Origin of the sequence: Vibrio sp. Vb1755 (assembly GCF_033338635.1) — a bacterium.
GTDB classification, from domain to species: Bacteria; Pseudomonadota; Gammaproteobacteria; order Enterobacterales; family Vibrionaceae; genus Vibrio; species Vibrio alginolyticus.
Genome location: NZ_JAWOTA010000001.1, coordinates 58,354 through 84,138, shown reverse-complemented (window position 1 = coordinate 84,138; position 25,785 = coordinate 58,354). Strand labels below are relative to the sequence as shown.

At 44.5% G+C, this 25,785-nt stretch carries 22 protein-coding genes and 1 tRNA gene; 11 read left to right on the top strand and 12 right to left on the bottom strand.

The features are described 5' to 3' along the window. Positions 1-73: 73 nt before the first annotated feature. From R7E00_RS00375 to R7E00_RS00365, 3 genes are all read left to right on the top strand, one after another. Positions 74-388: a hypothetical protein gene (locus R7E00_RS00375; protein WP_167415756.1), complete on the top strand. Its 315-nt coding sequence runs from the start codon at positions 74-76 to the stop codon at positions 386-388. 47 nt (positions 389-435) lie between these two features. Then, a complete protein-coding gene (locus R7E00_RS00370) occupies positions 436-1,122 on the top strand; it encodes a helix-turn-helix transcriptional regulator (protein ID WP_191115954.1) in 687 nt (228 codons plus the stop codon). A gap of 164 nt (positions 1,123-1,286) precedes the next feature. Then, positions 1,287-1,469 carry a hypothetical protein gene (locus R7E00_RS00365; RefSeq protein WP_042523437.1) on the top strand — a complete coding sequence of 61 codons (183 nt, stop codon included), beginning with the start codon at positions 1,287-1,289 and terminating at the stop codon, positions 1,467-1,469. Positions 1,470-1,539: 70 nt separating this feature from the next. Here the strand turns inward: R7E00_RS00365 and R7E00_RS00360 are convergent, their stop codons facing one another. The 5 genes from R7E00_RS00360 to R7E00_RS00340 form a co-directional block, all read right to left on the bottom strand. After that, entirely contained in the window at positions 1,540-5,658 is a 4,119-nt protein-coding gene (locus R7E00_RS00360; RefSeq protein WP_262606175.1) for a M66 family metalloprotease, read from the bottom strand. Positions 5,659-5,689: 31 nt separating this feature from the next. Next, the gene (locus R7E00_RS00355) at positions 5,690-6,559 is read right to left on the bottom strand and encodes a hypothetical protein (protein WP_005384146.1); all 870 of its coding nucleotides are present in this window, start codon (positions 6,557-6,559) and stop codon (positions 5,690-5,692) included. Positions 6,560-7,594: 1,035 nt separating this feature from the next. Next, the gene (locus R7E00_RS00350) at positions 7,595-7,825 is read right to left on the bottom strand and encodes a hypothetical protein (RefSeq protein WP_085569221.1); all 231 of its coding nucleotides are present in this window, start codon (positions 7,823-7,825) and stop codon (positions 7,595-7,597) included. A gap of 87 nt (positions 7,826-7,912) precedes the next feature. Continuing rightward, complete coding sequence (locus tag R7E00_RS00345) at positions 7,913-8,467, bottom strand: sugar O-acetyltransferase (protein ID WP_031780875.1); 555 nt, start codon at positions 8,465-8,467, stop codon at positions 7,913-7,915. A 129-nt stretch (positions 8,468-8,596) separates the two neighbouring features. Then, positions 8,597-8,995: an OsmC family protein gene (locus R7E00_RS00340; protein ID WP_172563698.1), complete on the bottom strand. Its 399-nt coding sequence runs from the start codon at positions 8,993-8,995 to the stop codon at positions 8,597-8,599. Positions 8,996-9,197: 202 nt separating this feature from the next. Between R7E00_RS00340 and msrB the strand changes: the two genes are divergently transcribed. Beyond that, positions 9,198-10,340, top strand: coding sequence for a peptide-methionine (R)-S-oxide reductase MsrB (msrB, locus tag R7E00_RS00335; RefSeq protein ID WP_167415760.1), 1,143 nt, complete (start codon positions 9,198-9,200; stop codon positions 10,338-10,340). Between the two features lie 33 nt (positions 10,341-10,373). Next, positions 10,374-10,520 carry a DUF2256 domain-containing protein gene (locus R7E00_RS00330; RefSeq protein ID WP_005374142.1) on the top strand — a complete coding sequence of 49 codons (147 nt, stop codon included), beginning with the start codon at positions 10,374-10,376 and terminating at the stop codon, positions 10,518-10,520. A gap of 61 nt (positions 10,521-10,581) precedes the next feature. On the opposite strand, the gene R7E00_RS00325 is transcribed toward R7E00_RS00330, so the two are convergent. Genes R7E00_RS00325 through R7E00_RS00315 form a run of 3 tightly spaced genes read right to left on the bottom strand, consistent with a single transcriptional unit; the run spans position 10,582 to position 14,185 of the window. Continuing rightward, a complete protein-coding gene (locus R7E00_RS00325; protein WP_017819732.1) occupies positions 10,582-11,289 on the bottom strand; it encodes an SDR family oxidoreductase in 708 nt (235 codons plus the stop codon). Beyond that, positions 11,289-12,833, bottom strand: coding sequence for a cryptochrome/photolyase family protein (locus R7E00_RS00320; RefSeq protein WP_262606176.1), 1,545 nt, complete (start codon positions 12,831-12,833; stop codon positions 11,289-11,291). Before R7E00_RS00320 ends, R7E00_RS00325 begins: the two co-directional genes overlap by 1 nt. Next, positions 12,833-14,185, bottom strand: a complete 1,353-nt coding sequence (locus R7E00_RS00315) for a DASH family cryptochrome (RefSeq protein ID WP_262595770.1) — start codon at positions 14,183-14,185, stop codon at positions 12,833-12,835. Before R7E00_RS00315 ends, R7E00_RS00320 begins: the two co-directional genes overlap by 1 nt. Positions 14,186-14,532: 347 nt before the next feature. Here R7E00_RS00315 and R7E00_RS00310 point away from each other — a divergent pair, with 347 nt between their 5' ends. Beyond that, a complete protein-coding gene (locus tag R7E00_RS00310; protein ID WP_005374150.1) occupies positions 14,533-15,546 on the top strand; it encodes a GGDEF domain-containing protein in 1,014 nt (337 codons plus the stop codon). Positions 15,547-15,636: 90 nt separating this feature from the next. Here R7E00_RS00310 and R7E00_RS00305 read toward each other — a convergent pair whose 3' ends face one another. Then, on the bottom strand, positions 15,637-16,215 hold the full coding sequence (locus tag R7E00_RS00305; RefSeq protein WP_005374156.1) for a malate synthase: 579 nt from the start codon (positions 16,213-16,215) through the stop codon (positions 15,637-15,639). Between the two features lie 174 nt (positions 16,216-16,389). Between R7E00_RS00305 and R7E00_RS00300 the strand changes: the two genes are divergently transcribed. Then, on the top strand, positions 16,390-17,946 hold the full coding sequence (locus R7E00_RS00300) for a DUF3612 domain-containing protein (protein ID WP_005384164.1): 1,557 nt from the start codon (positions 16,390-16,392) through the stop codon (positions 17,944-17,946). Between the two features lie 386 nt (positions 17,947-18,332). Here the strand turns inward: R7E00_RS00300 and R7E00_RS00295 are convergent, their stop codons facing one another. After that, positions 18,333-19,688: a sensor domain-containing diguanylate cyclase gene (locus R7E00_RS00295; RefSeq protein WP_262606177.1), complete on the bottom strand. Its 1,356-nt coding sequence runs from the start codon at positions 19,686-19,688 to the stop codon at positions 18,333-18,335. A 132-nt stretch (positions 19,689-19,820) separates the two neighbouring features. Between R7E00_RS00295 and R7E00_RS00290 the strand changes: the two genes are divergently transcribed. Further along, positions 19,821-20,426: an alpha-ketoglutarate-dependent dioxygenase AlkB family protein gene (locus R7E00_RS00290; protein ID WP_005374161.1), complete on the top strand. Its 606-nt coding sequence runs from the start codon at positions 19,821-19,823 to the stop codon at positions 20,424-20,426. 69 nt (positions 20,427-20,495) lie between these two features. After that, a complete protein-coding gene (locus R7E00_RS00285; protein ID WP_170890229.1) occupies positions 20,496-21,584 on the top strand; it encodes a DUF3541 domain-containing protein in 1,089 nt (362 codons plus the stop codon). Positions 21,585-21,638: 54 nt separating this feature from the next. Here the strand turns inward: R7E00_RS00285 and R7E00_RS00280 are convergent, their stop codons facing one another. Then, positions 21,639-22,847, bottom strand: a complete 1,209-nt coding sequence (locus R7E00_RS00280; protein ID WP_017635515.1) for a NupC/NupG family nucleoside CNT transporter — start codon at positions 22,845-22,847, stop codon at positions 21,639-21,641. Positions 22,848-23,408: 561 nt separating this feature from the next. On the opposite strand from R7E00_RS00280, the gene R7E00_RS00275 reads away from it, so the two are divergent. After that, positions 23,409-23,492, top strand: a tRNA-Leu gene (locus tag R7E00_RS00275). A 32-nt stretch (positions 23,493-23,524) separates the two neighbouring features. Then, on the top strand, positions 23,525-24,136 hold the full coding sequence (locus R7E00_RS00270; protein ID WP_005374167.1) for a DUF2913 family protein: 612 nt from the start codon (positions 23,525-23,527) through the stop codon (positions 24,134-24,136). A 78-nt stretch (positions 24,137-24,214) separates the two neighbouring features. On the opposite strand, the gene R7E00_RS00265 is transcribed toward R7E00_RS00270, so the two are convergent. Then, positions 24,215-25,615, bottom strand: coding sequence for a tryptophanase (locus R7E00_RS00265; RefSeq protein ID WP_053307136.1), 1,401 nt, complete (start codon positions 25,613-25,615; stop codon positions 24,215-24,217). Between the last annotated feature and the right edge of the window lie 170 nt (positions 25,616-25,785).

Below are 25,785 nucleotides of genomic sequence, written 5' to 3'. Positions count from 1 at the left end.
TCTGACATTCCATCCGCGTAACCTTATTTGGAACTCAACAGGCAATCCGCCAAAACCAATAAGGAATCACAATATGGAAACCGTTATCGAAACTGTGCAATTTCGTCTAACCGCAGGCACAACAGAGCAAGACGTGATCGCCGCTGCCAAACAGTCACAAACGTTTGCGAAGAATCTGCCGGGCTTTTTGTACCGGTCGCTCAGTCACGAAGCGACGGACGATCTGTGGACAGACATCATTTACTGGCGTTCAATGGACGATGCAAAACAGGCGGGAAAACAGATTAAGCAAGCCGCTGAATTTCAGCCTTTGTTATCAATGATTGACTGCAAAAGCTTCGAGCTTAAACACCACAACTTAAAAATGTGCAGTGAGCTAGAGAAGTAATCAGCCACACTACCACTAACAACCAGTAGGTCTAGATAAGGAACATCATGAGCAAATCAGAACGACTGTTTGAGCTACTGACGCTTCTGCGCGCAAAGCGTTACGCCGTGACAGCGAAAGAGCTCGCAGAAAGAATGGAAGTTAGCGAACGTACGATTTATCGCGATATTCAGTCGTTGCTCAGTTCTGGTGTTCCGATTCAAGGTGAAGCAGGTGTTGGCTACCTGTTGCAAGCTGGCTCTCATCTGCCGCCTTTGATGTTCTCAGAAAAAGAGATGATGGCGCTTGAACTGGGTATGCGGATGGTTCGAGCCTGGTCGGATGTTGAACTCGCCGAAGCGTCTCACTCTGCGTCCACCAAAATACTTTCGGTATTGCCCGATAAGCTCAAACAACAAGTGGAAGATTGTCCGCTGATTGTGCCCGATTATCACACCCAATCCGAGACTGCCAAACGAGGGCAGCTTCTGCGCCACGCGATTGATCATCAGTTTAAGGTCAGTTTGGATTACCAAGATGAAAGCGGACAGGTGACCGAGAGAAAAATCCAACCGTTAGGCCAGTTCTTTTGGGGCAAAGTCTGGACGCTGGTCGCCTGGTGCGAATTGCGCGATGACTACCGCCAGTTCCGCCTCGACCGTATCCAAGCACTTCGTATGCACGATGAAGAGTTTGAGAGTGTGGAAACCAAATCTCTCAAACATTATATTGCGCAGTATGAATCGAAAGATTGAGTGTTCTTCATCCTTCCATCAAAAGGATTCTAAATTGCTCTGCTCAATGCTCGATATTTGGAAAGGCACATTTGGTTAAACTAATGTTTCATTTTTAACAGATGCGCAACCAACCTAAGATCGTTAACTTAAGTAGCACGTCAACCACACCGGAGCGTGAAGCTATGAAAGTACTGATTCAATACACCCAAGCAGGGAAATATCGAGATCAAGCGTGGGAGTCTTTAACTCTTCGATCTAAAGGTGATATGCAGGCCGTTACCCCTTCTTATGCTGCCCAACTTATCGAACAAAGCAAAGCGACACTTGTGATGACAGAAGACAGACAGATCATCTTTCACTCCTAAATTCCATCAATCCTATGACGAAAAAGGCCTGCATTGCTGCAGGCCTTTGTATGAGTGAATTAAGAGTTATTTACTGGAAACTCACTGCAGTTGGTAGGCGATCAAGCATCTTGTAGTAATCACCAGCCACAGCGCCGATATCACCACGCAAATACGCTTGAATCATATTGAGATCTTTCAGCCAAAGTTCTTTGTCAGCATCTGAAGACGCCATGTACCCTGCGTACACATTGTCGACCGCGAACATCATGTCTTCGGCGTGATCGTTGTAAATCAAAAGCATCGCATCTGTGTAAGCTTCGAACGCTTTCAGCTCATCGTGCGCTTTACCACCTTTATAGCTCAATGTGCCTGAAGTTGCATCGATGACCAAATCACCCGAAGTCACATTCGCTGTCGTAAAGTTGATGAAAGACTGGCTAAACGACAGCACACCTGCCGCAATATCCGCATCAATGGTTCGCTTCATTGCGTTGACCATTGGCGCATCCAGCAGCAATACAGGATCGTGGAACGCTGGGACAATCGCTGTTCGGAATGGCCCCCAAGCACTATCGATGCTCTCTGCGACCTTGTTTAGTGTTGCAGGCTCATAGCTATCTAGGTAAGTTTTTAGATCGTAACCTTTGGACGTCACCAGTTGATTTGCGTAGTCGTAAGCCAGCTTGTTTGCTTTTGTTGCCACAAACTTCTCGCCGTCGATAACAAACTCAACCTTGTCACCCGCGATAATACCGTAGCGGTCTTGTTGCTTCGTAAACGTATCAAACTGAGATTGACCACGAGTCTTCACTGTGTAGTCGTAAGACTTCATTTGGCGCACACCCATTCTCAAGATGACATCGCCAACACGTCCGCGGCCTTCTGCACCAATATCAAGGAATCTTGCAATACCACGAGGCATTGGTGGTAGGGACTCCATTTGCTCAGTGATGTGTAGGTTCACGGTAACACCTTTTAGATTGGTGTATTCCTTACCGTCTTTACCCACCAATTTAACTGGCGTATTTAACGCATCATTTGCCACGACGTTGCCCATGATGTCTTCGTATTCAGCTTGCACCCCAGGGATATCAAGCAGCGATGCAAAGCTCACCTCATCGGTAAAACGGTTCGAGAATCGACGTGCTAAGAAGTGGCTCGCAAGCGCTTTGTCTGGCCAGTTACCCAACACAGACACCGCATTTGACCAAGGGTAATCCGGGTCAAAGCTACCAATTGAGTTTAGGAAGCGTCCATTCGCAGTTTCCGCAACAGCTATATAGCCCTCATCTGAATCTTCGATAAAGCGTGCTGCCAAATCATCAAAACAGCTGGCTGTTGAAAGATCGTAATCAGCCGGAATTTGGTGTGAGTTGTTGTCTAACAGTTGACCAAAAGAAATCACTTTTTGGTTGCCTGCCGCATTTTCTATCACACATTGATGCTCTGGTGTGCGCAAGATATCAAGGAAGAACGCCGCGGATTTTTTCGCCCCATTCGCGTAATCACAGAACCATGAGTTATCGGCTTTGCCTTCGCTACAGTATTGAGGGTTTGAAGCAATGCGCAATAAGAAATCACCCGGCTTATCCGTTGACGAAGTGTAACCCAGATTGGTGTACAGGTTATCGATGCGCTCAAGATCTTCCATCTTGTCACGGATAGCGCTCATTTCCATATAACGACGCACTAAGTAACCAGGATAATCGGACGAGAATAATCCCGTCGTCCCATATAACTCCAAGTTGCGTCGATCATAGCTATCGAGATAGTTCTGCCACTCGTAAGAAACAATTTCTTCTAGGTTTGTACCTTCGTCAAAACGGTTACAGTCGCTGTTTAGAGAAACGTTCCCATCGGTACAGAAATCGTAAGACTTACGCTCAATTTCATTCACTTTATCTAGGTAGTAAAGTGCGCCATAACGAGTTTTCGCATTCAGTTCTGGATCATCAGACAACGCGGCGGTATCGAATCGGCTGAAGTCACAGTTGTAGAGTGATTTGCCTTTCTCGTTCCCCGTTAGCGCCTTCACTTCAGAACACACCATCAGCGATGTGTTGTCTGGATTGTTGCCAAACTTGTATGCAAAGCTTTGTTGGTAGGCTTGCTGATCAGCGAGGTAACGAGCATATGCCGCTTTGTCTTCATCGCTCGCACTGTCTGCCGGTTTCGCAACAGGTGCAGGAGCTGAACCTGAAGAATCTTGAATCGTCTCGACTTTACGGCCGTAGCCGAACTTAAACGCCGCAATGTCGTACAGACCCCAAGTTGGCGTTTCATCCAACATGCTTGGTGCGTAGTCCATTGTCGAACTGTAAGCAGGAATGTTGTTCAAGCCGAGTTGATGCGCTTGCTCTAGCGTGTAGTAGTTCGCTTTGTCATTTGAGCCTTTAAAGTTATGGCGCAGACCCATGTTATGACCAAGCTCGTGAACAAGCGTATTGCTGTAAGTCGCAACCGTAATCGCATCTGCGGCTTTCACTTGCAACTCTTTTGGCAGGTATTTCCAACGCTTAAGCTGACGCGATACTTCGTTACCTGCGTCATCAAGTTTGATCTCAAAGTAACGCTCGTCATCCAACTTCAAGTTGTCCAACATGGCCTTGTTGGTTGAAGAAACCCACGACGCTTCGATTGGATAGACGTTGTTCTCTGCCCAGAAAGACAAACGGTTCTCTTCAGCTTCAACCACCTTTTCAAACTCCATGTCATCATTGAAGTTTTTCATTAGCTGAGTTGGGCTCTTCGTCGCTGCTTTTCCAGAAACGATGTCTTCTTTTGAAACGAGCGGCGCATGAATGTTTTCATCCGATTTCAGGCTCGCCATCGCCGCCATTGTAGAAAGCGCTTCAATTCTATCCGCAACTTCTGTTTTCACAGATTCGCTGCTGGTTGGCAATGGATCTAAGCCATCTAAGTCCAGTTGATTACGATTATAGAAACGCGCCAAGTTATCCCAATAGAAAGGCACACCCGTTCTTGCAACGCCTGCGTATTGGTTCACGTGGCCTTTGATGATTTCCCCCGTCATCGGGTTAGAAACCGACGGGCCATAGCCAAGCAGACCGTTAGCTAAAGGCTCGTCAATCAGGTTAATCACGTTGTAACGCAGATCTCCTGGGTGAATACCAGCCGCTTTGGTTTTGTTCACAATCTCGATTTCAGGCTTGCCTGCATCCGCCCCAAATACATTCAGCGCTTGGTTCATCTTGTCGATCGATTGCAGCGTTGCATCCAAGAACAACTTGTTCTTCTCTTCAAAGAAATTGTCGCTCAAGTAATATTTGATAGAGCCTTGATCTGGGTTGAAACGATTGAGGTAAACCACATCACGGTCGTATTTATTCGTGACTGGGTTAAGCTTTTTCGTCGATGTGGTGAAGAAACCAATGTCGTTCTCATCACCCACTGGGTACAAGATCGGTTGGTAACCTTCGGTTGCCACTTCACTTTCGTGCACTAACGAGTAGTAGAAACGAGATTTAAACGCGCCATCCACAAGCGCTTCATCCAAGCTCGCTTTCGTTGCAAAGTTGATGTAGTCAGAAATATTATCTAAATCGATACGGAACGTGCGCTCTAGTTCGAAATTGAGAAGACCGTTTTTAGGGTCAAAGTCCCACGAGATCAATCGTGGTGCGCCAATTTCATCAATGCCCTCGGTAATGCCATACAGATCTTCCATATTGAATTCTGCAATTTCGAGATCTTCAGGGCGAGGAGTGAAGTGGGTTTTCTTCTTGTAGTTTAGGCTTGCGTCTTCGTTGGTTTCTTCTTTGTTGGTGCAATCACCATGCGCGTCTTCTTGACAGCGATACGCCGCAAAGTCACCCGGAATCGTCAGCACTTGCGCGAAGTTAACGCCGTCGTCGTCTGCGACAAATTTCTCTTCACCGCAGTAGTTATTAGCATCTTTGCTTAGATGCGCGTCTGGGTAGTTTTTATCGTAACTGCGAACTTCCAGACCTTCTTTGGTAAAACAAAGCTCAACGTAACGAGGTGAACCTTGTAAGAATGGGAATTGGTTAAGAGCAAAGCGTGGAGCGGCACCAGTCGTCGGAACGTAAAACCAACGACCGTCTTTAAGATCTTTTACTGCGACTTCTTTTGCATCTCTTTCGACATAGTCATACGCCTGATCATCTGCGCCACAGCCTGCAAGTGCGGCCGTTATTGCTGACACCAGAGTCAATTTTTTAAACATTATTTGGATATCCTTAATTGTTGTAGTTTTCCTAGAAGGAGTAAGTCACTGTCACGATGTAAGACGCTTTCTCTTGGTCCAACAAATCGATGTTGCCCAAGGTGCCTCGCTCTGCATCTTGATAGAAACCCGTTGATGATGCCGCGAGTAGCAATGACCAGCTTTCATCAAACTCGTATGTGCCGTACAACGCCCCCTCATACTGCCAACTGCTTCTGCGCGTACCTTGATAACTGATGCTGTTACCACCTAACGCCGTAATCCCCACTGCGAACGATTCCCACGACTTTTCCGCAACAGCAAACAACGAGTAAGTCCACTCAGTCAGCGAGCGTCCACCCATGGTTTTGTATTCGTGGAAATTTTTTCTCAGTCTTGGCGAAACCGAAAAATCGACGCTCCAAGCTGAAAAAGAGATCGGCACATCTAAACGAACCGCGGTGTGCAGTTCATCTTTACGAGATGTTTCTGAAGTTGGAATGGTGAGCTGACCCGCAACGCCGATTTTCCCTGTATCTCCAAAGCGATATAGGTTCGTGTATTGCAAGCCCAACACCGAATCTGTCGCGTAGGTGCCGACTTCATCTTCTAGGGCACGATAGCCCCCCGTAGAAAAATAGGCTTTTGTGTCGCTCGAAAAGGAATAAACGAGATCGCCTCCCCACGAGAAATTGCGGACAGAACGGTAGTCGTCTTTATCGTAAATGTTTGTATCGTAAGATAGGTAAACGGCCCCACTAAACTTACAAACAATACAGGACGTATCTCCTTCATTTTGTGTAGATTCAGGCGTGCTAGTGCTATCAATTACACTCGTTTCCACCGCGAATGATGGCGCTGAAAACAGCGTACCCAACAACATTGCAAGCGGCGTCATCATCCACTTTGTTGTGTGCTGCATGTTTTGAAACTTCCATGAGAATTAAGTTCATTTGAATAAACTTAAAGACAAACAGATTATTGGGATGAAATTCCATAAAAATTCAGATAATCAACCCCAATAAACCTATCAACCATAAAATTACTCTTATGGTTAAATCCTTATTTAACTTTTTAATACTATTTATCTGAGTATTGTTGCGTTCTACTTTGCTTAAAAACGTACTTTAAAATGACTTTTTATAAATAAAGCCACACACCACAACATTAAAGAAGCAGCAAAGCAACGTCATTAAAACAAAAGTTAAAAGACAATTATTATCAACAACTTAAAATCAACAAAAACAGTTAAAATGAATGAGTAAAAATGTATAAGTTAAAATACAATAAAAATACAAGAACATCATTCCGTTTAATTTTAGTCGTTATTGTATTGAGAGAGTTTAATTTTCAATTTCTAAAATTGGTGGGATACACATAAGAGAAATCATCAAAACCATCCGTTGTTAATAATGAATTTCGCATTTAAAACAAAAGATAGAAACAAGATCAAATTCATGTTTTCTAATATATCCATTCAACCTTTCACAAGTTTGAATAGAAAATCAAACCTTTAGTCAATCTAAAAACAAAAGAACATTCACCAAGTGAATACACAAAAGATAAATCAAAACTAAATAGCACATACGGTCAGCATATTTGTGAATTACTATTCATTAATTATTTTTTTATAAATTAAACGTTAATGTGACCAATTTCACACAATTGCGCTACATACAACATAAAGCAAACGAAATTTAAGTGTTTACTGACCCAAAACGTGTCGATAGAACAGAGTTTAAACATCGAGCTGAAACACGTATTTCTCACCAAAATTTATTATATATAGCAGTGAGTTATCTGTATCCAAGCGGTTAAAATGCGTACTGATGTGACTCATATTTGAGAGAGGAACACAAGAAGAGCAAAAGCACTAAAAGAGGATGATGCGACTTGAATAACCAGTGCTTCAAACCGCACTTATGAACTTATGCAGAGAAAGAAGGACTATCAGTTACTATTGAATGGTTTTATGACCACAGTTTTCGCAGATCAAATGACGTTCAAATTCATCCATAGAGGCAAGGAAGGCGCCGAATACTACACTTTTGAGAAAGCCAGCGATGAACTCTTTCTTTTTGCGATTTTTATCACCTTCAAAACCACTTTTTTTTCTAACTAACACCACGACATGATGCGTTTCTACCCCACATGTAGGGCACATGAGGACTTCTGTCTTGTTCGACATCTTAGACTCCTTGATGAATTATCCCTTTCTGCTGGCATGATTCTCTTACGCCTGTAAAGCGAGTCATCATGCCATCACTATCGATTCTTACTCTTCTTCGTTGAGACGACGAATCAACTTAGCTGGCGTGCCTCCGTATAGACAATCTGGCGGCACATCATGGTTAACGACCGAGTTCGCCGCAATCACCGAGCGAGCGCCAACTGTTACACCTTGGTTGATGACGGAATTTCCGCCAATCCACACATCATCTTCAATCGTGATAGGTTTACAAAACGTTTCCCAACGTCGACGACTTCGGTAATCAACAGAATGAGAAGCGGTATAAAATTGCACGCTCGGTCCAATGAGCACGTGGTTCCCGATGGTAATTTTGGCACCATCGAGCATGACCACGTTCATGTTGATAAAGGTTTCTTCACCTATTTCGATGGTCTTACCAAATTCACAATGAAAAGGGGACTGGACAATACAACGGCCTACCTTGCCAAATAGCTGCTTTTGCAATTCGTCGCGCTGACTTTCGTCGGTGTTATTATTAAGTGCTCTAAGTGCTTGAAGAGCATGGCTTCTAATGGCGTCAATTTCTTTGTCCATGCCATCAAAGACCTGGCCAGACATCATTTTTTCTAGTTCTGTCACTGGAAGACTCCTACAACCTGCAATTACTGCTTTCAGATTCTTCACAAGGTACGTGAATTGCGAAATAAAAAAAGAGAAAAGCCCGGACTTTTCTCTTTCCTGTTTTTATATTTTGTGGAGTCTGTCGGCTTACACAATTTCCCAGCTGTGGGTCATCTCAACACCTTCACCTAGCATTAAGCAAACCGAGCAGTATTTTTCTAGCGAGTCAGCCGCCACTTTTGCTACGACTGCTGGGTCAAGCTCGTCACCTGACACTTCAAAGTGGATATTCACTTGCGTAAAGATACGCGGTGCGGTTTCACGACGCTCTGTGGTTAGCTTGGCATTAACTGACGAAACCTTTTGGCCTGCTGTTTTCAAACCATCAACAACATCGACAGAGCTACAGCCACCAGCAGCCATTAGTACCATTTCCATTGGGCTTGGTGCGGTTGCACCACCATTGCCATCCATCACTACGGAGTGGCCCGACTGAGATTGCCCAAGGAATTTAAAATCTTCTATCCATTTAACTTCAGCTTGCATGATTTACCTCATTTAGCATCGCTTATTCAAGGCATCGTTGCCCTTACTAGCGGTGTGTTTCTTGTCGATACTTTAGCCCTATCGCATAAAAGGGCAACGGAATTTTCAACATTACTGTAATTTTTTCGCTCGGTTACCTTTCTCTATACGTAACACTTTTTATTTAAGTAACACTTTCTACAAAAATAACGATGAGGTAGCTATGAAGAATATGTCTAAGTTATTGGCCGGTTTCTCCTTCGCACTTCCAGTCTTGTTTCTACTATTGAGTAAAACAGGTACCGCCGATACGATGGATAAGCTGAAGGCTTCAGAGAATACAAGAATCGCAACGCTAGCTGGCGGTTGTTTCTGGTGTACAGAATCGGATTTAGAGCAACTGCCCGGCGTAATCGATGTTGTATCAGGTTATTCAGGTGGTCATATTGAAAACCCGACTTACCGCCAAGTCTCTTCTGGTAAATCTGGTCATATTGAAGTGATTGAGGTGAAGTACGATCCTGCTGTTGTGAACTACGAACAAGTGCTGGATTACTTCTTCCGTCATATCGACCCTACCGACGATAAAGGTTCATTTGTTGACCGTGGTCCTCAATACCGTCCGGCGATCTTCTATCATAATGCGGAGCAAAAGCAGATTGCTAAGCAGTTTATGATGGAAATCGACAAGGCGATGATCTATCCAAAACCGTTGAAAACAGAGCTGATCGAGTTTGAAAAGTTTTACCCTGCGGAGTCGTATCATCAGGATTACTACAAGAAGAGTAGCCTGAAGTACAAATACTACCGCTACGCATCAGGTCGCGATAAATATCTCGACGAAGTATTTGGTGAAGATCGAAAAGAAAGCCCTAAAACACTTCGACAGTTGATTGAAGAAAAAAAGCTGCTTTCGAAAGTGAAAGTGTACAGTAAGCCTGCTCAGTCTGAAATCAAATCAAACTTAACAGAGCTACAGTATTACGTGACGCAAGAAGAAGGCACGGAGCGTCCGTTTGATAATGAATACTGGGACAACAAAGAAGCGGGAATTTATGTTGATATTGTGACCGGTGAACCGCTATTTTCTTCTACTGATAAATACAAATCTGGCACAGGTTGGCCAAGCTTTACTCGACCAATTAACCCGGGTTACATCGTGGAGAAAACCGATTATAAACTACTCTACCCTAGAACGGAGATCCGCAGTAAGTTTGGTGATTCACACCTAGGTCATGTGTTTAAAGATGGTCCGAAGCCGACGGGATTACGCTATTGCATGAACTCTGCTGCGATGAAATTTGTACCTGTGAACAAGATGGCGAGTTTAGGCTACGGCGATTACCTGTACCTATTTGATAAGTAGTTTTAACCAAATTAGGAGTGAACATTCAGCGCGATGAAAGGTTTTAAATCCAACCTTCCCATGAAAGTCTGTCCGGTCTGTCAGCGCCCATTTTCTTGGAGAAAGAAGTGGGCGCGAAATTGGGAGGAAATCGTTTATTGTTCTGAGCGTTGCCGAAGAAATAAATCAACGAAAACGTAGGTCACTCCGACCCTCTCTGGAGTATGTTATTTCATTTGTATTAACGTTTGTACGCGTTCTCTTACCAAGGTAATAACGTCCCATCATAAGCCCAAAACGCCCCGCTATCTTGCGGGGTTGCTTTTTCTATCAAGCCTAATAAATCCTTAGCAACTCGCTCTGGCGTGAACAACTTTCCCTCTGGGACATTGGTTTGAAAAGGTGCCGACAAAGCGGTATCTGTGGTGCCAGGGTGAAGTGAAAGCACCGTGCCATGTTTGACCACTCTTTGCCATTCGATCGACATGGTTTTTAGGAACATGTTTAATGCGGCTTTCGATGCTCGATAGCTGTACCAACCACCTAACTGATTATCGCTAATGCTGCCAACTTTGGCCGAAATGGTCGCAAACTTGGGTGCAGTACTGCGCTTTAGCTTGGGCGTGAAGTATTTCGCCAACAGCAAACTTGGCAAAGTATTAACCGTGATGGTTTGCTGAAAGAAGTCTGCGTCGAGCGAGCTAAGATTCTTCTCAGGACCTTTCTCTTGGGTGTGCAACATACCAACACAGTTCACCAACCAATCGACGTGTTCAATCTGCTCACTGAACGCTTTTACCTGCTCGTCTTGCGATACATCCACTTGATGCCAAACGACATTTGGGTGTTGCCAATCTGGTTGCTGCTTACGATAAGTGGCATGCACGCGAGCTTGAGGAAACCGAGCTGCGGCTTCTCTCACCATCGCCAAACCAATTCCACCATTGCCACCGACGATGAGTATTTCCATCACAAGTTCTCCACGTTTTCTATGTAGTGCTCTGCGGTATCAAGAATCGCTTGGCGTTGTTGTTCTTCCATGTTGTCCCAAGAGCGGAAAATCATCCCGATTCGTGGATTGGCTGCGAGGCGCTTGTCGTGTTTGTTCATAAAGCGCCAATAAAGGCTGTTAAACGGACACGATCCTTCCCCACTCCTCGCCTTATTGTCGTAATAGCAACCCTTACAGTAGTCGCTCATTTTGTTGATGTAAGAACCACTCGCCGCGTAAGGTTTGGTGCCAACAATGCCGCCATCCGCAAACAATGCCATGCCACGTGTGTTCGGCATTTCGACCCATTCAATCGCATCAACATAGATACCGAGATACCACTCATCCACTTGATCTGGGTCGATCTCGGTTAGCAAGCAAAAGTTACCAGTGACCATCAATCGTTGGATGTGGTGTGCGTAGGCATAATCGAGGGACTGCTCAATCGCATTGCGCATACAAGCCATTTTAGTTTCACCATTCCAGAAGAAATCTGGCAGCTTTCTTTCTGCGACCAATTCGTTGTTTTTCGGGTAATGAGGCATGTTCGCCCAATAGACCCCTCGAATGTACTCTCGCCATCCTAAGATTTGGCGAATAAACCCTTCAACTTGAGAAATGTCGATGTCCGCGTTGGAATGAAATGCCTTGAGTGAAGCATCAATGACTTCTCTCGGGTGCAGTAATTTGCTGTTAAGCGAGAATGAAATTCGGCTGTGATACAAGCTCCACTTAGCATCGTGCTGGCCTGTCATGGCATCTTGAAAACGTCCAAATAACGGCAGACAGACTTGGCAGAAATGCGCGAGTAAAGACAAGCTCTGCGCGCGATTGATCGGCCACAACAAGTCTCCTTCAAGATTTCCGATGGTTTCGATGTCATGTTTTGCCAACCGCTCAACGATGCCACGTACGTCGGTACTGAACATCAAAGGTTGTGGCAGTTGTTCAATGTCTTGGGCTTTGAGCTTATTACGGTTATTGGCATCGTAATTCCATTTTCCGCCGACGGGTTTTCCGTCTTGCATCAAGATGTCGAAGCGCTTGCGCATACGGCGGTAAAAGTGCTCCATCATGATGTGTTTGCCTTGAGGAAACTGCGATTCTATTTCCTCAAACGGTAACAAAAAGTGTTCCGAATCGACACAACGCGTCACGACCCCATCAAGCTTTAATTTGGCTAACTGCTCTAGCAGACGGTATTCATCCGGGCGTTGATATTCAAACTTACTTGCACCAACTTCACTCGCGTAGTGTTGCAAGACTTGCTCAAGATCGTCGAAGGATTGTGTGTCATCCAATGTGAGGTGCAGAACTTGGTGACCTTCACTCTGACGCTCTTTTGCAAACTGTTCCATTGCAGAAAAGAACGCACACACTTTCTGAATATGATGCGTGACGTAAGTATTCTCTTGCTTGAGCTCCGCAATCAGGTAAAGCACTTGCTCATCAGGTTGCTGAAACCAAGAGTGCTCACTGTTAAGTTGATCGCCCAAGATCAATCGTACGGTTTCAAATTGCATTACGGTTTCTCCGATGACGAAGCTTTGTCACTGCTGCCCATCACAATCGGCCAATCGACCATGTCTACACTATCCAAATGCGCGCCAGGACAACGACCTTGCCACCTATCGATGAACTCCATGTGCGGATCGTACATTTCGGTTTGCTTTTCGAGGTTGAATTGTCGTGAACCACGCGGATCAGCACCAACGCCCGCTAGGTATTGCCAATTTCCCCAGTTTGATGCCACATCGTAATCAACCAGTTGTGACTCAAAGTACGCCGCGCCATAACGCCAATCGAGGCCAAGTTCATGCACCAAACAACTGGCAACTAACTGTCTGCCACGATTCGACATATAACCCGTTTCATTAAGTTGGTGCATACACGCATTGACGATAGGAAATGGCGTTTCACCTTTCTTCCATTGTTGAAAACGGTGCGCGTAAAAGCTGGTGAGTGGTGCTCGATTTTGGATGCCACCGAATCGGAAGAGCTGTCGCTTGTGTCGACGGGCATACCAATAAAAGTATTCACGCCAAAGCAGTTCGAAGTAAATCCAGTAGGTTGAATCATTTGCACCATTCTCCGCTTCATAACGTTTCAACATGGCATAAATAGTTTTCGGAGAAACGCACCCATGAGCTAACCAAGGAGAGAACTTGGTGGAGTAATCCATGCCATCTAAACCGTTGCGTGTTTGTTTGTATTCACTGGCTAGTGTGGAAGCAAAATACTGGCGACAATGTTCAAGCCCGCGGCTTTCTCCACCATGAAACGCAGCTTTTGCGTCAAAGTAATATGCAGTAACGGAAGGAAGATTCACACCTAAAGGAATTGGAGGTAACGAACGGATACTCTCGTGGGGCCGAGAGATGTCTAAACTTTCAACTTGCTTTCTAAACTGCGTGAAAGTGGTAGGCAGTTTGCTCAAGCCAAATGGCAGTTGTTCTTCCCTTAACAGGGTCCGGATTGCTTGCTGTTTTATTTTTACATGAGAAGCGCCTTCAGCTACGCGACCTAACGCTTGTTGCTCATCCGAACCGGGAAAAGCGTCAGCATATATATGTGTGACGCCGAAGCGATTAACAGCATACTTGATTGCTTGATCGGGCGTCAGTTCAACTGCCCATAATCGCTGACCAAGGTGATTCAAAGATTGATTGAGTTCACTAAGCGATGAATCGAGAAACTGCAATTTCGCACGCCCGAAAGAGGCTTCCTGCGCAAAGTGATGCAAGTAAGGCGTCATTGAAGGGTAGCAATACAAGCAAATTAACTCGTCCATTTCTACACTGGCGCTTTTCAACAGTGGGTTGTCGTGCAATCGCAAGTCGTTCGTGAACCAATAAAGTCCTATTTTCTTTTTCAATTCGCACCCTCAGATGTTAATTCTTCGTCTACGAGTTCTTTCACGGAGACCCTGACGTTAAGCCTTTTAATTTTTTGCTTTTATACGAAAACGAGAGTTTGACGATCATTAGGTTACTAACGTTTACACGGAATCCATTTGCTGGATATCTCAAAACACGCAATACCACCAAATTCCTGTACATGTTTCATACTGATATTTTATAAAATTTGAATCCAACGGTATTGATCACGATCTTAATCACTCATTTTCTATATAAACCATGCAAAAGTGATAAAAATTAAAGCGACATTAGTTAATATCCGTTAATCTAAGCCCAATCCCATTTTGCTAGTACCATCGCAGAAATGACCGACGAGTTTAAGAAATCAACCGCTAATTTAAAAAAAGCGGTCCCACTGATGATCAAAAACCATGTTGCTGCCACGCCAGCCAACTACGCGCTTTGGTATACCTACGTTGACAAGACCATTCCAGAACTCAACTTTGAGTTAGACACGGTGTTAGAAAACTACGGTATTTGCCCGCCAGCAACCAATAAACAGCTTTACAACAACTATGTGGCCAGCAAAGCAGAAACCAGCCTTGAAGATCTTAGAACCAATGTAGAAGTTCTGCTACATGAAGTATCCAGTTCAATGAGCGATACGATTTCAGATACTTCCTCCTTTTCTGAGATGGTAGACAAAAGCTTTAATAAACTGGAAAAAGTTGAGGACAATAGCCTAAGCATTGAAGAAGTGATGGTGGTGATTCGTCAACTTGTCGCAGAGTCACATGAAATTCGTCACTCAACAAAGTTTTTGAATAGCCAATTGACTAACGCGAGTGAAGAAATTTCTCGCCTCAAAAACCAACTGGCTGAAGTACAGCAAGATGCGTTGTTCGATGGTTTGTCAAACCTATACAACCGCCGAGCATTTGACAAAGATCTCTCTTCACTTATTGCATCAAATCAGGCAATGACCTTGATCATGCTTGATATCGATCATTTCAAATCATTTAACGACAATTACGGGCACCTTTTTGGCGATACAGTATTAAAAGCCATTGCCCGCCGGCTACAACAAAGCTGTCGAGATGGGATATGTGCGTACCGTTTTGGTGGTGAAGAATTCGCGTTAATTGTACCTAACAAATCTCTGCGAATTGCTCGCCAATATGCAGACACACTACGCCGGATGATAGAAAAACTGCGTATCAGAGATAAGCGCTCAGGCACACAAGTTCACAGCATTACAGCTTCTTTTGGGGTAGCAGAATTTGAGCCGGGTGATACGCCTGAAGCCTTAATCAATAAAGCCGATAAACAGCTTTATGAAGCAAAACAACTCGGTCGTAACCGCGTGATGCCAATTTAAATAAACTGACTAAGCGAAAACGACTTTTACGATGAAAAAGAAAACCCCGCGACGTAAAGTGCGGGGTTTTTATATCCAATCATGAGTATCTTAATCGACGCTGTAGCAGTAACTTAGAATGTAGTCGTCACCATTTTTTGCGGTATATTCTTTATCTTCACTGCATGCCATCGGCTTACCTTTTTTGTCGCCTTTGATTAGGCTTATCCAATGGCGCATCGCAGTTGGTGCATTGCCAGTTAGTTCAGGATGAAACGTCGTGCGAGTTTCCAATTGAATATCGTCAATGTCCACTAATTCCACGCAACCAGTGCCTTTGTGACAGCCAAACAGCACTTCGACATGATTGCCCGAATCATCTTTAAACAAAATCGACTTTGGATCTTCCTTTTCACCAGTGTACGCCACGAAGTGTTTTGGGCTTTTCAGGCCGCTGTGTGTACCGTCTTTGAAATAAGCCAAAACATGGCGGTAATCAATCACGTAACTTGATACATCTTGGTGCGACCCGTTCTCCAATGGGAACATGCGGTCAAGCAGTTGCTTCGCTTTTACTTGTTTCTCACTCTGCTGCTCAGCACTTACCGCTTCGACGGCAAATACGGCTTCAGCGATAAATGGGCGTTGTTGTTGTTGCATCTCTTTTTTATCGAAGTTCAGCATATTCATCGTCATATCCTCGCACTTAAAAACTCGTCCTAGAGTAAAAACTTAAATCCTTTATTTAAGTTTCAGGCAATTCTGTGAAGTGGATGGTTAATTTCCTTGCCTGCTCATTATGTAGACTAGCGAAATATTGACTACAATTTCACAACAAAAATTTTACAATGTGAATTTTACAAAATGTCTGTGTCAAAAAGCCTTATTCGTCAGTCTCATTTTCTTGGTACGAAAATTCGTAACCTAAGAAAAAACAACCATTTAACGATGGAAGATTTATCTGCCCGTTGTGTAAGAATTAATCCTGAATACGCTCCGTCGGTTTCTTACCTTTCGATGATTGAGCGCGGAAAACGCGTACCGAGTATCGATATGCTCGAAGTGATCGCGGAAGTTTTTCAAAAAGATCCGGCGTGGTTTTTAGATGATGAACCCGAATTAGAAGCCATCACACCCAACAAAGGAAATCGTGGCGGGATTAGTGGCATGGCGTTGGAGCCGAGCTTCCTGTTCTCCAATGATATTCTTCAAATCGCGATACCAGAAATGCTCTCCCAAACAGGTATCACGGGGCGTCAGTTTGCTCATCTCTTGATTCGAGCACACCAAGAAAACCATCAAAACCATTTTCCTGATTTAGAGCGCGCCGCCGAAGAGGTCGGCTTGAAGCGGTTGAATCTATCTGTAGAGGATCTCGTAGACATTGCAAAGAGTATGGGATTGGATATCCGCTGGGTTGATCGAGCGCCACAAGATGTGATTGATGAACTGGGCGTCAGCGCCAAACAGTTGATTACGTCTTTCATGGAGCCACCTGGGACTATTTATCTCAATAAACGAATGCGTGACTATCCAACCCGATTGAAGTATGACTTGGCGGTATATATCGGCCATCGAGTGCTCCATAGCAGCGATGCAATGAATAACGTTTTATCTATCGGGCATCAAAACAATTGGGAGCAAATGGACAGCCCTGTGTCGAACTCTGAACTCAATTCGCAAGATATCCTGCAAGCTTGGCGTGATTTTGAGTCTAGCTTTTTTGCTGGTGCCTTGCTTTGCCCCAAAGTACCATTTCGTCAGTTGCTTGACCGCTCCGGTTACGAAATTGATGTTCACAAAAAGGCCGGCGTTTCTCCTTCCGTTGCAATGCGTCGCATGACGGTGGTCTCGCCTTACCCTCATTGGCACTATTTTGATGCCTATGGCCCCGGCAAGTTAAAAGCAGTGTATCGAGGAAATGGTATTCCATTGCCTTGGGGCAACATGCGCAAAGTAAACGACCCTTGCCAGCACTGGGCGGTATTCCGACGCCTTTCCCAGCCTTTGGATACCAGTTCAGCGCAAATTTCGATTTTAAATGTTGGCGACGAGCCACGTATCTACTGCTGCGAATCGGTCAACGTATTTGACCCTGCAGGGAATAATCGCGTGCTATGTGCCGGTATTGATCTTAACCCTGCCATTTCTGCACAAGGTGGCGATGCGGTTTCCATAGCGGAAGAACTTAAGTCCCTTTGTGTTGCTTCCGGCGGAAGTAGTGTTATTCCTCCCCACATCAAAAAAGACTTAACGACTATCGCTAAGATATTAAACATCAATTGGATAGAGCGCGGGATTCAAACCCAAGCAAGGTTGATCTGCTCCAGAGGGGCGGTTTGTCCAAGACAACCTAGTTGTTACAGCAAGTGCGGAGAAGCTGATGAGACGGGCAACGATGTGAATATCATCGGACTTTAGAAAGAAAAAACGCCAATCACAATAAACGTGATTGGCGGTATATACTTGTGAACAATTTGTATTCACTAACAACGTCAGTTGGCTAGGTGACCCTCGGCTTAATAAGGGTCACTCTAAGTAAAGCACGATGCGTGCCAACTTTAAAAAAGCCGTTTTTTAGTAGATCCAGATGCATATCGTTGCTTTATTAACCATTAATTTCGCAAACTGCATTTGCAAAATGCAACATTATGCAAATATGCCACTAAATGCACTGCTAATAACGACTCTCTCAGCAAAGTGTCTGTGAACATATGAAGTCACATATTCTTGCACCTCAATGATGATGAGATTTCGGGCTCCCAACTTTACCATTCCTCTACCCCTTATTGAAACTGGGTTCAGGCTCATCCGCCATGCTTTTGTTGATACATTCTCTCATCGGCTATTTTCATCATTTGCTCAGGAGATGACATTTGCGGGTCAAATATCGCGTACCCAATACTGGCTTTCAAATAGATAAGCGTTTCATCGTAAATGACGGGCGTCGAGCATAGCGCTAATCGAAGTTTTTGTAGAAGGGACTGAACATTTTCTTCCGTTCCAGGGTGATGGACTACAACTAAAAACTCATCACCGCCCATTCTGGCCACGATGTCTGATTTACGCAGAGAGCTTTTTACCCTTTCAGCCGTAGCGATTAAAACTTTGTCACCTGCGTCGTGACCATAGGTATCGTTAATGTGTTTAAACCTATCTAGGTCAATATTAATTAAGGCGAAGCTATAACGCTTTTTATAACGTTTCGCTATTTCGAACTGCTGCTTGTAAAACTTCATAAAATAGCGACGGTTTGGTAAATGCGTGAGTTCATCGTGTAAAGCTCTGTCATCTGCAATGGTATACAGTCGATAAATGGCGAACAGCGCGAGGCTAAGTGCGAATATAATGGGATAGCCGATTACTCTAGCTAAATGCAACTGATGCCAAGAGATTTGGCGATCAGCTTTGCCTCCAGAGAAAACCACCATACTCCACCCACCATAAGGAAAATGAACCATCTCTTTTGCATATGCCATGCTATTTAAACTTTGCGCGCCAAAGAAAGCATCACCAAATGAGCCACCGCTATCGTAACCACGGATCATTAAAGGGTAACGATACGAGAAATCAATTACGCCGGTTTCTCTCATCAGAGCATCGAAATCAATCACCGCACTGATCACTCCCCAGTAGTCCTGATTCATTGGAGGATCAAGAAAAACAGGCACACGCACGATCAAACCTCGGCCACCTTGAATCAAAGTCACTGGCCCTGCGATGAAAATTTCTTGTACATCCTTGGCTTTTTGCACCTGTACCCACTGCTGTGGCACTGCGCGGTAATCAAGGCCGATTAGGCGCTCATTACCTTGGCGTGGAAATACATGACTAATTACATCATTTTTCGCGATACCGATGATTGTAATATGTTTACTTTTATTTAGGATTCGGTGAGCGGCGATACTCAATTCTTCTTCTTGGTTTTTAGGAAGTAAAGTAATGAGTGTCGCTAAAGTACTGGCTTTGTAGATATCCGCCATAAGTACCGCTTCCAAATTGGAACGGAGAATGGAAAGTTGTTCTTTGGCCTCAACTTGAACTCGCTCTTTGTGAAGCTCTTGCTGGTTTCGATTTAACAGCTCAATAACCCCAATACACAAAGCGAAAAAGGTGAGGAAGAACAATGCAAAATAGCATCGCTTTCTGGGTAAATAACGCATTTTCTCCCCACAACTCGTATACAACTACGAGATTTTTTATTTATTGTTAAAATTCTTATTATCACAAGAATAACCAATCATAATCAGAAAGGTAACAGTGATTGACAACTTTTATGTTTTAGGTGTGAGATGATGCATCAACAAGGCGATTTATTTGGCGGCGATCTATGGCAAGAAGTAGAAAGAGGAAAACTTTATTATGATCCTCATTTTCTTAGCCATCTTGAGGCGGATAATTACTTTGACCAACTTCGAAAGACACTGCCATGGCACCAAGAACACATTACTATGTTCGGCAAGTCAGTACTTCAACCTCGCTTACAAGCGTGGCACGGTGATGCAGCATATACTTACTCAGGCTTAACCATGCAGCCTCACCCTTGGACTCCTGAGTTAACTCAGCTCAAAGTGCGTTGTGAATCAGTTGCTGATGTCACTTTTAATTCTGTTCTCGCTAACTTATATCGACACGGGCAAGACTCAATGGGCTGGCACCAAGATAATGAACCAGAGTTAGGTAGAAACCCTGTTATCGCATCTTTGAACTTAGGTGAAACACGTCGATTTTTGCTTAGAAATTTACATTGTAAAACTGAGATTGAATATGAGCTTTCTCACGGCTCCTTACTGATTATGGCTGGCGAGCTCCAGCATCACTGGAAGCACTGCGTACCAAAAACCGCGAAAACCAAAGATGAACGTATCAACCTGACTTTTAGGCAAATTTTCAACTATTGACTCAGCTTTTACATTCTCAATTAATATTGATGGTAGGTTTAGGTTCAGGACTTCATAGGGAATGGATTTATGCGTATTAAACCTCTTAGCTTAGCGGTCTTACTCTTTTACTCACTTACCTTTGCTGCTCAGGCATCACAGGAAGACGTACCGCTTCTCGATAATACTCAATCAGCGCAGTTGATTCGTAGTACCTACGAACAAGAACTGTTCACTTTCCCGGCGTTTAAAGAGGGCCATTTTGGCTTACGCATGTACCGCCAAACATTAGATGAGAAATATCACGCTGCCATTTGGACCGACATGGCACAAGTAGCCAGCCGGTTAAACCAATTTGCTAATGAAGTTGTTGAACCAGAAGACATCATTCTCTATTCATCTCAAAGGCTGACCACGTATCAAGAGAAAGAAACCGAACGAGGGCAGCGACGCTATACCGTGACTAAACACCATCCTGAGTACCTTTATCTTGGTGTGGATTTGCTTGGCGCAATGGCAAGAGCAAACGAATACGGCCTAAAGCATAAACAAGACAAAACGCTGAGAAAAATTATTAGGCGCTACGATTTCTCGCGTTACGTTACGGACAAAGAGATGATAGAAGCATGGGCAGCTCAGCTTGCAAACCAAGTCTACTGGCTTCGTCAGTTAGGAGAGCAAGATGTGGTCGAGGAATTCACTCAAACCTTCCGTGACACCTACCCCGACGATAAAGATAAGATGCTTTCAGCTCAGCAGTATTGGAACAAACTCTATGGGATGACGCACATCATCTTTGCCGATTCACAGTATTATCAGGAGCGAGTAAGCGAGAAGAAACACCAGTGGATTTATGATTACTTTCGCAACAATATCGACACTATCCTACTGCGCGCCAAAGAAGACGTGATTGCGGAAGTCGGCATTTCGTTTTTGTTAGCAGGCTTGGACCATGATCCGGTCGTAAAGAAAACCCGCCAAGCCATTCGTCACGCAATCAACGCAGAAAAAGGGATGATTCCGTCGGTCGACGGTAACTTTGATCTCAAGTACGGCGAACACCGTAACGTGCTAGCCATCATGCTGCTCGATTGGAAAGGGGTACATAAAGCGCCAACTTATCAAGAGCACCCAGAGGCTTTTAAATCGATACCTTACGGCTTAATGCCCAAGCCTTAGAAATAACAAAACCCGCCATTTAGGCGGGTTTTTAGTGTGTATCTTCAATCTAAATTAGAGAGAGATAAAAATGCCCGCTAAGCACGCACTCATCAGGTTAGCGAGTGTACCAGCAGCAACCGCTTTTAGGCCTAGACTTGCAACATCTTTGCGGCGCTCAGGTGCCATCACGCCGATAGAACCCAACTGAATCGCAATTGAGCCAATGTTCGCAAAACCACACAACGCAAAAGTGATAATAATTTGAGTATGCTCAGACAGTGTCGCTTTGTGCTGCACAAAATCGATAAACGCAACAAACTCATTCATCACCACTTTCTGACCAATGTATGAACCCGCAGCTAGGATTTCGTGGCTTGGCACACCAATCAACCATGCGAGAGGTGCAAACAAATAACCAAAAATCGCTTGTAGCGTTACGCCAGAGAAACCAAGTATCTCACCCAAGTTTTCTAGCCCCGTGTTCACCATCGCGATAACACTCACGAAAGCGATAAGCATGGTACCAACAGCAACAGCAACTTTCATACCGCCCATAGCACCGCTTGCTAGCGCATCAATTACGTTGCTTTCTTCTGATTTATCTAGCTCAATATTGTTGTAATCGCTTGGCGTTTGACGCTCAGGAACGATAATTTTTGCCATCATCAAACTACCTGGCGCTGCCATAAAGCTTGCCGCGATCAAGTATTTGAGGTCGACACCCAAACCAGCATAACCACCAAGCACACTGCCCGCCACTGAAGCCATACCACCAGCCATCACGGCAAACAGTTCTGAGCGAGTCATGTTAGAAAGAAATGGACGAATAAGAAGTGGTGACTCGCCTTGAGATAAGAAAATGTTCCCTGTTGCAACCAAAGACTCTGCTTTACTCGTACCTAAGAACTTCTGGATAGCGCCGCCAATAAATTGAATCACTTTTTGCATAATGCCCAAATAGTAAAGGGCGGAGATAAGAGCACTGAAGAAGATGATGATAGGAAGGACACGGATAGCGAAGATAAAGCCAGAAGAAGCGAGGTCACCAAAGAGGAATTTAATCCCTTCATCAGCAAAGCTGAGTAGCCCCGCGACACCATTACTTAAACTCGCCAGCGCTGCTTGACCCAACGGGAAATAGAGCACCAAAGCAGCAAACCCCATTTGTAGCATCAAGGCGCGAGATACAGTTTTCCAATTAATGGAAGAACGACCCTCAGAAAGTAGGAAAGCACAACCTAGCAGTGCAACAATACCAAATAGACTAAATAGAACACTCATGAGCTGGACCTACTAAACGTTGAAAAAGAAAAAAGAGCCAAAGGAATTGGCAGAAGAAAGGGACAACGCAGCGAGTGATAACTCACTTTTAGATCCAGAATGTAGACAGAACGAATAGTTCGACATCTTATTTTTACCTTATACAAGCAATTGAACGTAGCTGGTCCGGTCCGTGGGGTCATTCACTGCTGGCGAGCATGTTGCTTGGCCTGCTCCATGTGACGGCTTGTATGGGTAAGGGTCCTGAACAACTAAACCCTAATTCCCGCTTAAACGGGACGCAAGTATAGCCAACAAAAAGAGATATTCATCACATTTATTTACGCAAACGTTCAAGCGTTCAAAATTTAGGCAAAAGTACTCTTTTGTCGTCATACTATTAATAAAAGTAAGGGCATAAGGATAGGCGTTGATGGTAAAAAACATAAAAGTGACCAATAAATATGCAATCAAACTCGAAAGAGCCAAAATTCGTCATTTTGCTCTCGCCAACAGGTGGATTTTGGTTATACAATTCGCGTTGCTTCTTTCGAGGCCTCTGAGTATTCAGAGCATCATGATGCCGAGATGGTGAAATTGGTAGACACGCTAGCATGAGGTGCTAGTGCCTTTGGTGTGAGGGTTCGAGTCCCTCTCTCGGCACCATTATCCTTCTTCCCTAATTTTGTTCGAGTGTAATGCAAAGTTCTAAGCAGGCAAGACAGTCTACAGATGCTAATCAACTTCTGAGTGAGCTTGCGGTTCACGCTTTATTACACCTGCACTTTAAAATTCACGCGTCCTCGCATGGCCTCTCCCTTAAAGAACGTAATGACTTACTTCAGAAATGGCTGAAACCAAAACTGAAGAGTAATCGCTATAAGCTGATTAAAAAGCCGTTAAAATCTTTGACTCAGCAGGCAAAAGGTGAGAACGGAAATCTGGAAGCATTACTCGAGCGCTGCGTCGGTGCAGACAAACCCAGCAACCCTCAACCCGATCTAGATAGCTACTTGCTGCTGATCAACGAGATTGAGAAGAAACTGGGGACTACCGTGTTATTATCTCGACCGGAAGACGTCGACTTATCTCACGACCAACACGGCTGTTTGCTGTGTGTGCTTTCTGAGAACTTAAATCAGCACTTCGATGATAATAACGCCCTAATCGCTCCTATTTCGATGCTGTTCCGCGGACCAATGAGTCAACGTTCACTTTTTCTTGGCAGCATTTACGCCAGTGGTACCTTCAATTATGAAGTGCAGTATCAAGACGACCAGTTCGTTCGCATCACATTAGAGTTGGCGTAAGTGTAACGCTAAGAAATAAACGAATCGAAAAAGGCCGCGAAACTCGCGGCCTTTTGCTTATCTAGATTTAAACTTGAGTTAATCGATCTCTTTAAATCGAGCAGTAAAGTGGCGCAGCACTGGTGGCTCGTACTCGAAAGTGAGCCCTTTTAACTCATGTGCACGATTTTTCAGTTCGATAATCGCATCCGCAATGTAATCCATATGATCGTTTGTGTAGACACGACGTGGAATGGTCAAACGCATCAACTCAAGCTCTGACACTTTTTGTTTACCCGTTTCCGGATCTCGACCAAGCAGCAACGATCCTATCTCTACTGCTCGAATACCCGCTTCCAAGTACAAAGCATTACACAATACCTGCGCAGGAAACTGATCCGCTGGAATATGTGGCAAAATCTTAGCGGCATCCACAAACACCGCATGACCACCCGTTGGGTATTGAATCGGAATACCGCCTTCACGTAAGCGCTCACCTAAGTATTGAACTTGGCTAATTCTATAGTGAAGAAAATCCTCATCCGCGGCTTCATACAAACCGCGAGCGAGCGCTTCCATATCACGCCCAGCCATGCCGCCGTATGTTACAAATCCTTCCATGGGTACGCAGCGCGTCTGCACCGCCTGGAACAACTCCTTATGATCACGAATACAACACATGCCACCAATGTTTACCATCGGGTCTTTCTTAGCTGACATGGTGAGCATATCACCGTACTGGTACATCTCACGGATGATTTCCAGAATCGATTTATTCTCGTAACCCGCTTCACGCTGCTTGATAAAGTAGGCGTTCTCACAGTAACGAGCCGAGTCAATCACCACTGGAATATCGTACTTGGTTGCAATCTCGTACACACTGCGCATGTTTTCCATCGACACAGGCTGACCACCGGAGCTATTACAAGTAATCGTGGTGATAATTGCACAAATGTTATGCGAACCGTGCGCTTCAATTGTTGCCACCAGCTTATCGATATCAAAATTGCCCTTCCAATCATAAGGCGTAGTGGTGTCGAATGCTTCTTCCGTTACCACGTTAATCGCTTTACCGCCATTGAGTTCAATGTGACCCGCTGTGGTATCAAAATGGTAGTTCGAGATAAATACTGGCGTTTCGCCACCACGCACCTGACGCATACGCTCAATCAAAGCTGGGAACAAAATTTGCTCGGCACCACGCCCTTGGTGTGCAGGCACGGTGAGCTTATAACCGAAGAAGTGCTCCACTGCATCACACAGGTTGTAGTAATTTCGACTCCCCGCATAGGATTCATCCCCCATCATGATGCCAGCCCACTGATTATCACTCATGGCACCAGTGCCAGAGTCAGTCAGCAAATCGATATAAACATCATCACTACGAAGAAGAAATGGATTATAGCCCGCTTCTTTTAACGCGACTTCACGGTCTGCCAAAGTCGTCATTTTGATTGGCTCAACCATTTTGATACGGAAAGGTTCTGGAATACGTTTCATTGTTAATTTCCTTATACGCATTGCCCTACGCAGTTTCACGTAAGACTAAAAAACAAATAGATAGAATGCTTTTCAATGCGATTGCATTGAGGAAATCAACGAGAAGAGATTTTACTAAGAAGAGACAAGCAGTAGTCTAGGTTATACCAGAACGACAGCACCAAACGGCT

Bases quoted from the DNA above. Each gene is read 5' to 3' on its own strand.
- R7E00_RS00375 (WP_167415756.1), top strand. From the start codon at position 74: ATGGAAACCGTTATCGAAACTGTGCAATTTCGTCTAACCGCAGGCACA.
- R7E00_RS00370 (WP_191115954.1), top strand. From the start codon at position 436: ATGAGCAAATCAGAACGACTGTTTGAGCTACTGACGCTTCTGCGCGCA.
- R7E00_RS00365 (WP_042523437.1), top strand. From the start codon at position 1,287: ATGAAAGTACTGATTCAATACACCCAAGCAGGGAAATATCGAGATCAA.
- R7E00_RS00360 (WP_262606175.1), bottom strand. From the start codon at position 5,658: ATGTTTAAAAAATTGACTCTGGTGTCAGCAATAACGGCCGCACTTGCA.
- R7E00_RS00355 (WP_005384146.1), bottom strand. From the start codon at position 6,559: ATGCAGCACACAACAAAGTGGATGATGACGCCGCTTGCAATGTTGTTG.
- R7E00_RS00350 (WP_085569221.1), bottom strand. From the start codon at position 7,825: ATGTCGAACAAGACAGAAGTCCTCATGTGCCCTACATGTGGGGTAGAA.
- R7E00_RS00340 (WP_172563698.1), bottom strand. From the start codon at position 8,995: ATGCAAGCTGAAGTTAAATGGATAGAAGATTTTAAATTCCTTGGGCAA.
- msrB (WP_167415760.1), top strand. From the start codon at position 9,198: ATGAAGAATATGTCTAAGTTATTGGCCGGTTTCTCCTTCGCACTTCCA.
- R7E00_RS00330 (WP_005374142.1), top strand. From the start codon at position 10,374: ATGAAAGGTTTTAAATCCAACCTTCCCATGAAAGTCTGTCCGGTCTGT.
- R7E00_RS00325 (WP_017819732.1), bottom strand. From the start codon at position 11,289: ATGGAAATACTCATCGTCGGTGGCAATGGTGGAATTGGTTTGGCGATG.
- R7E00_RS00320 (WP_262606176.1), bottom strand. From the start codon at position 12,833: ATGCAATTTGAAACCGTACGATTGATCTTGGGCGATCAACTTAACAGT.
- R7E00_RS00310 (WP_005374150.1), top strand. From the start codon at position 14,533: ATGACCGACGAGTTTAAGAAATCAACCGCTAATTTAAAAAAAGCGGTC.
- R7E00_RS00305 (WP_005374156.1), bottom strand. From the start codon at position 16,215: ATGAATATGCTGAACTTCGATAAAAAAGAGATGCAACAACAACAACGC.
- R7E00_RS00300 (WP_005384164.1), top strand. From the start codon at position 16,390: ATGTCTGTGTCAAAAAGCCTTATTCGTCAGTCTCATTTTCTTGGTACG.
- R7E00_RS00295 (WP_262606177.1), bottom strand. From the start codon at position 19,688: ATGCGTTATTTACCCAGAAAGCGATGCTATTTTGCATTGTTCTTCCTC.
- R7E00_RS00290 (WP_005374161.1), top strand. From the start codon at position 19,821: ATGCATCAACAAGGCGATTTATTTGGCGGCGATCTATGGCAAGAAGTA.
- R7E00_RS00285 (WP_170890229.1), top strand. From the start codon at position 20,496: ATGCGTATTAAACCTCTTAGCTTAGCGGTCTTACTCTTTTACTCACTT.
- R7E00_RS00280 (WP_017635515.1), bottom strand. From the start codon at position 22,847: ATGAGTGTTCTATTTAGTCTATTTGGTATTGTTGCACTGCTAGGTTGT.
- R7E00_RS00270 (WP_005374167.1), top strand. From the start codon at position 23,525: ATGCAAAGTTCTAAGCAGGCAAGACAGTCTACAGATGCTAATCAACTT.
- R7E00_RS00265 (WP_053307136.1), bottom strand. From the start codon at position 25,615: ATGAAACGTATTCCAGAACCTTTCCGTATCAAAATGGTTGAGCCAATC.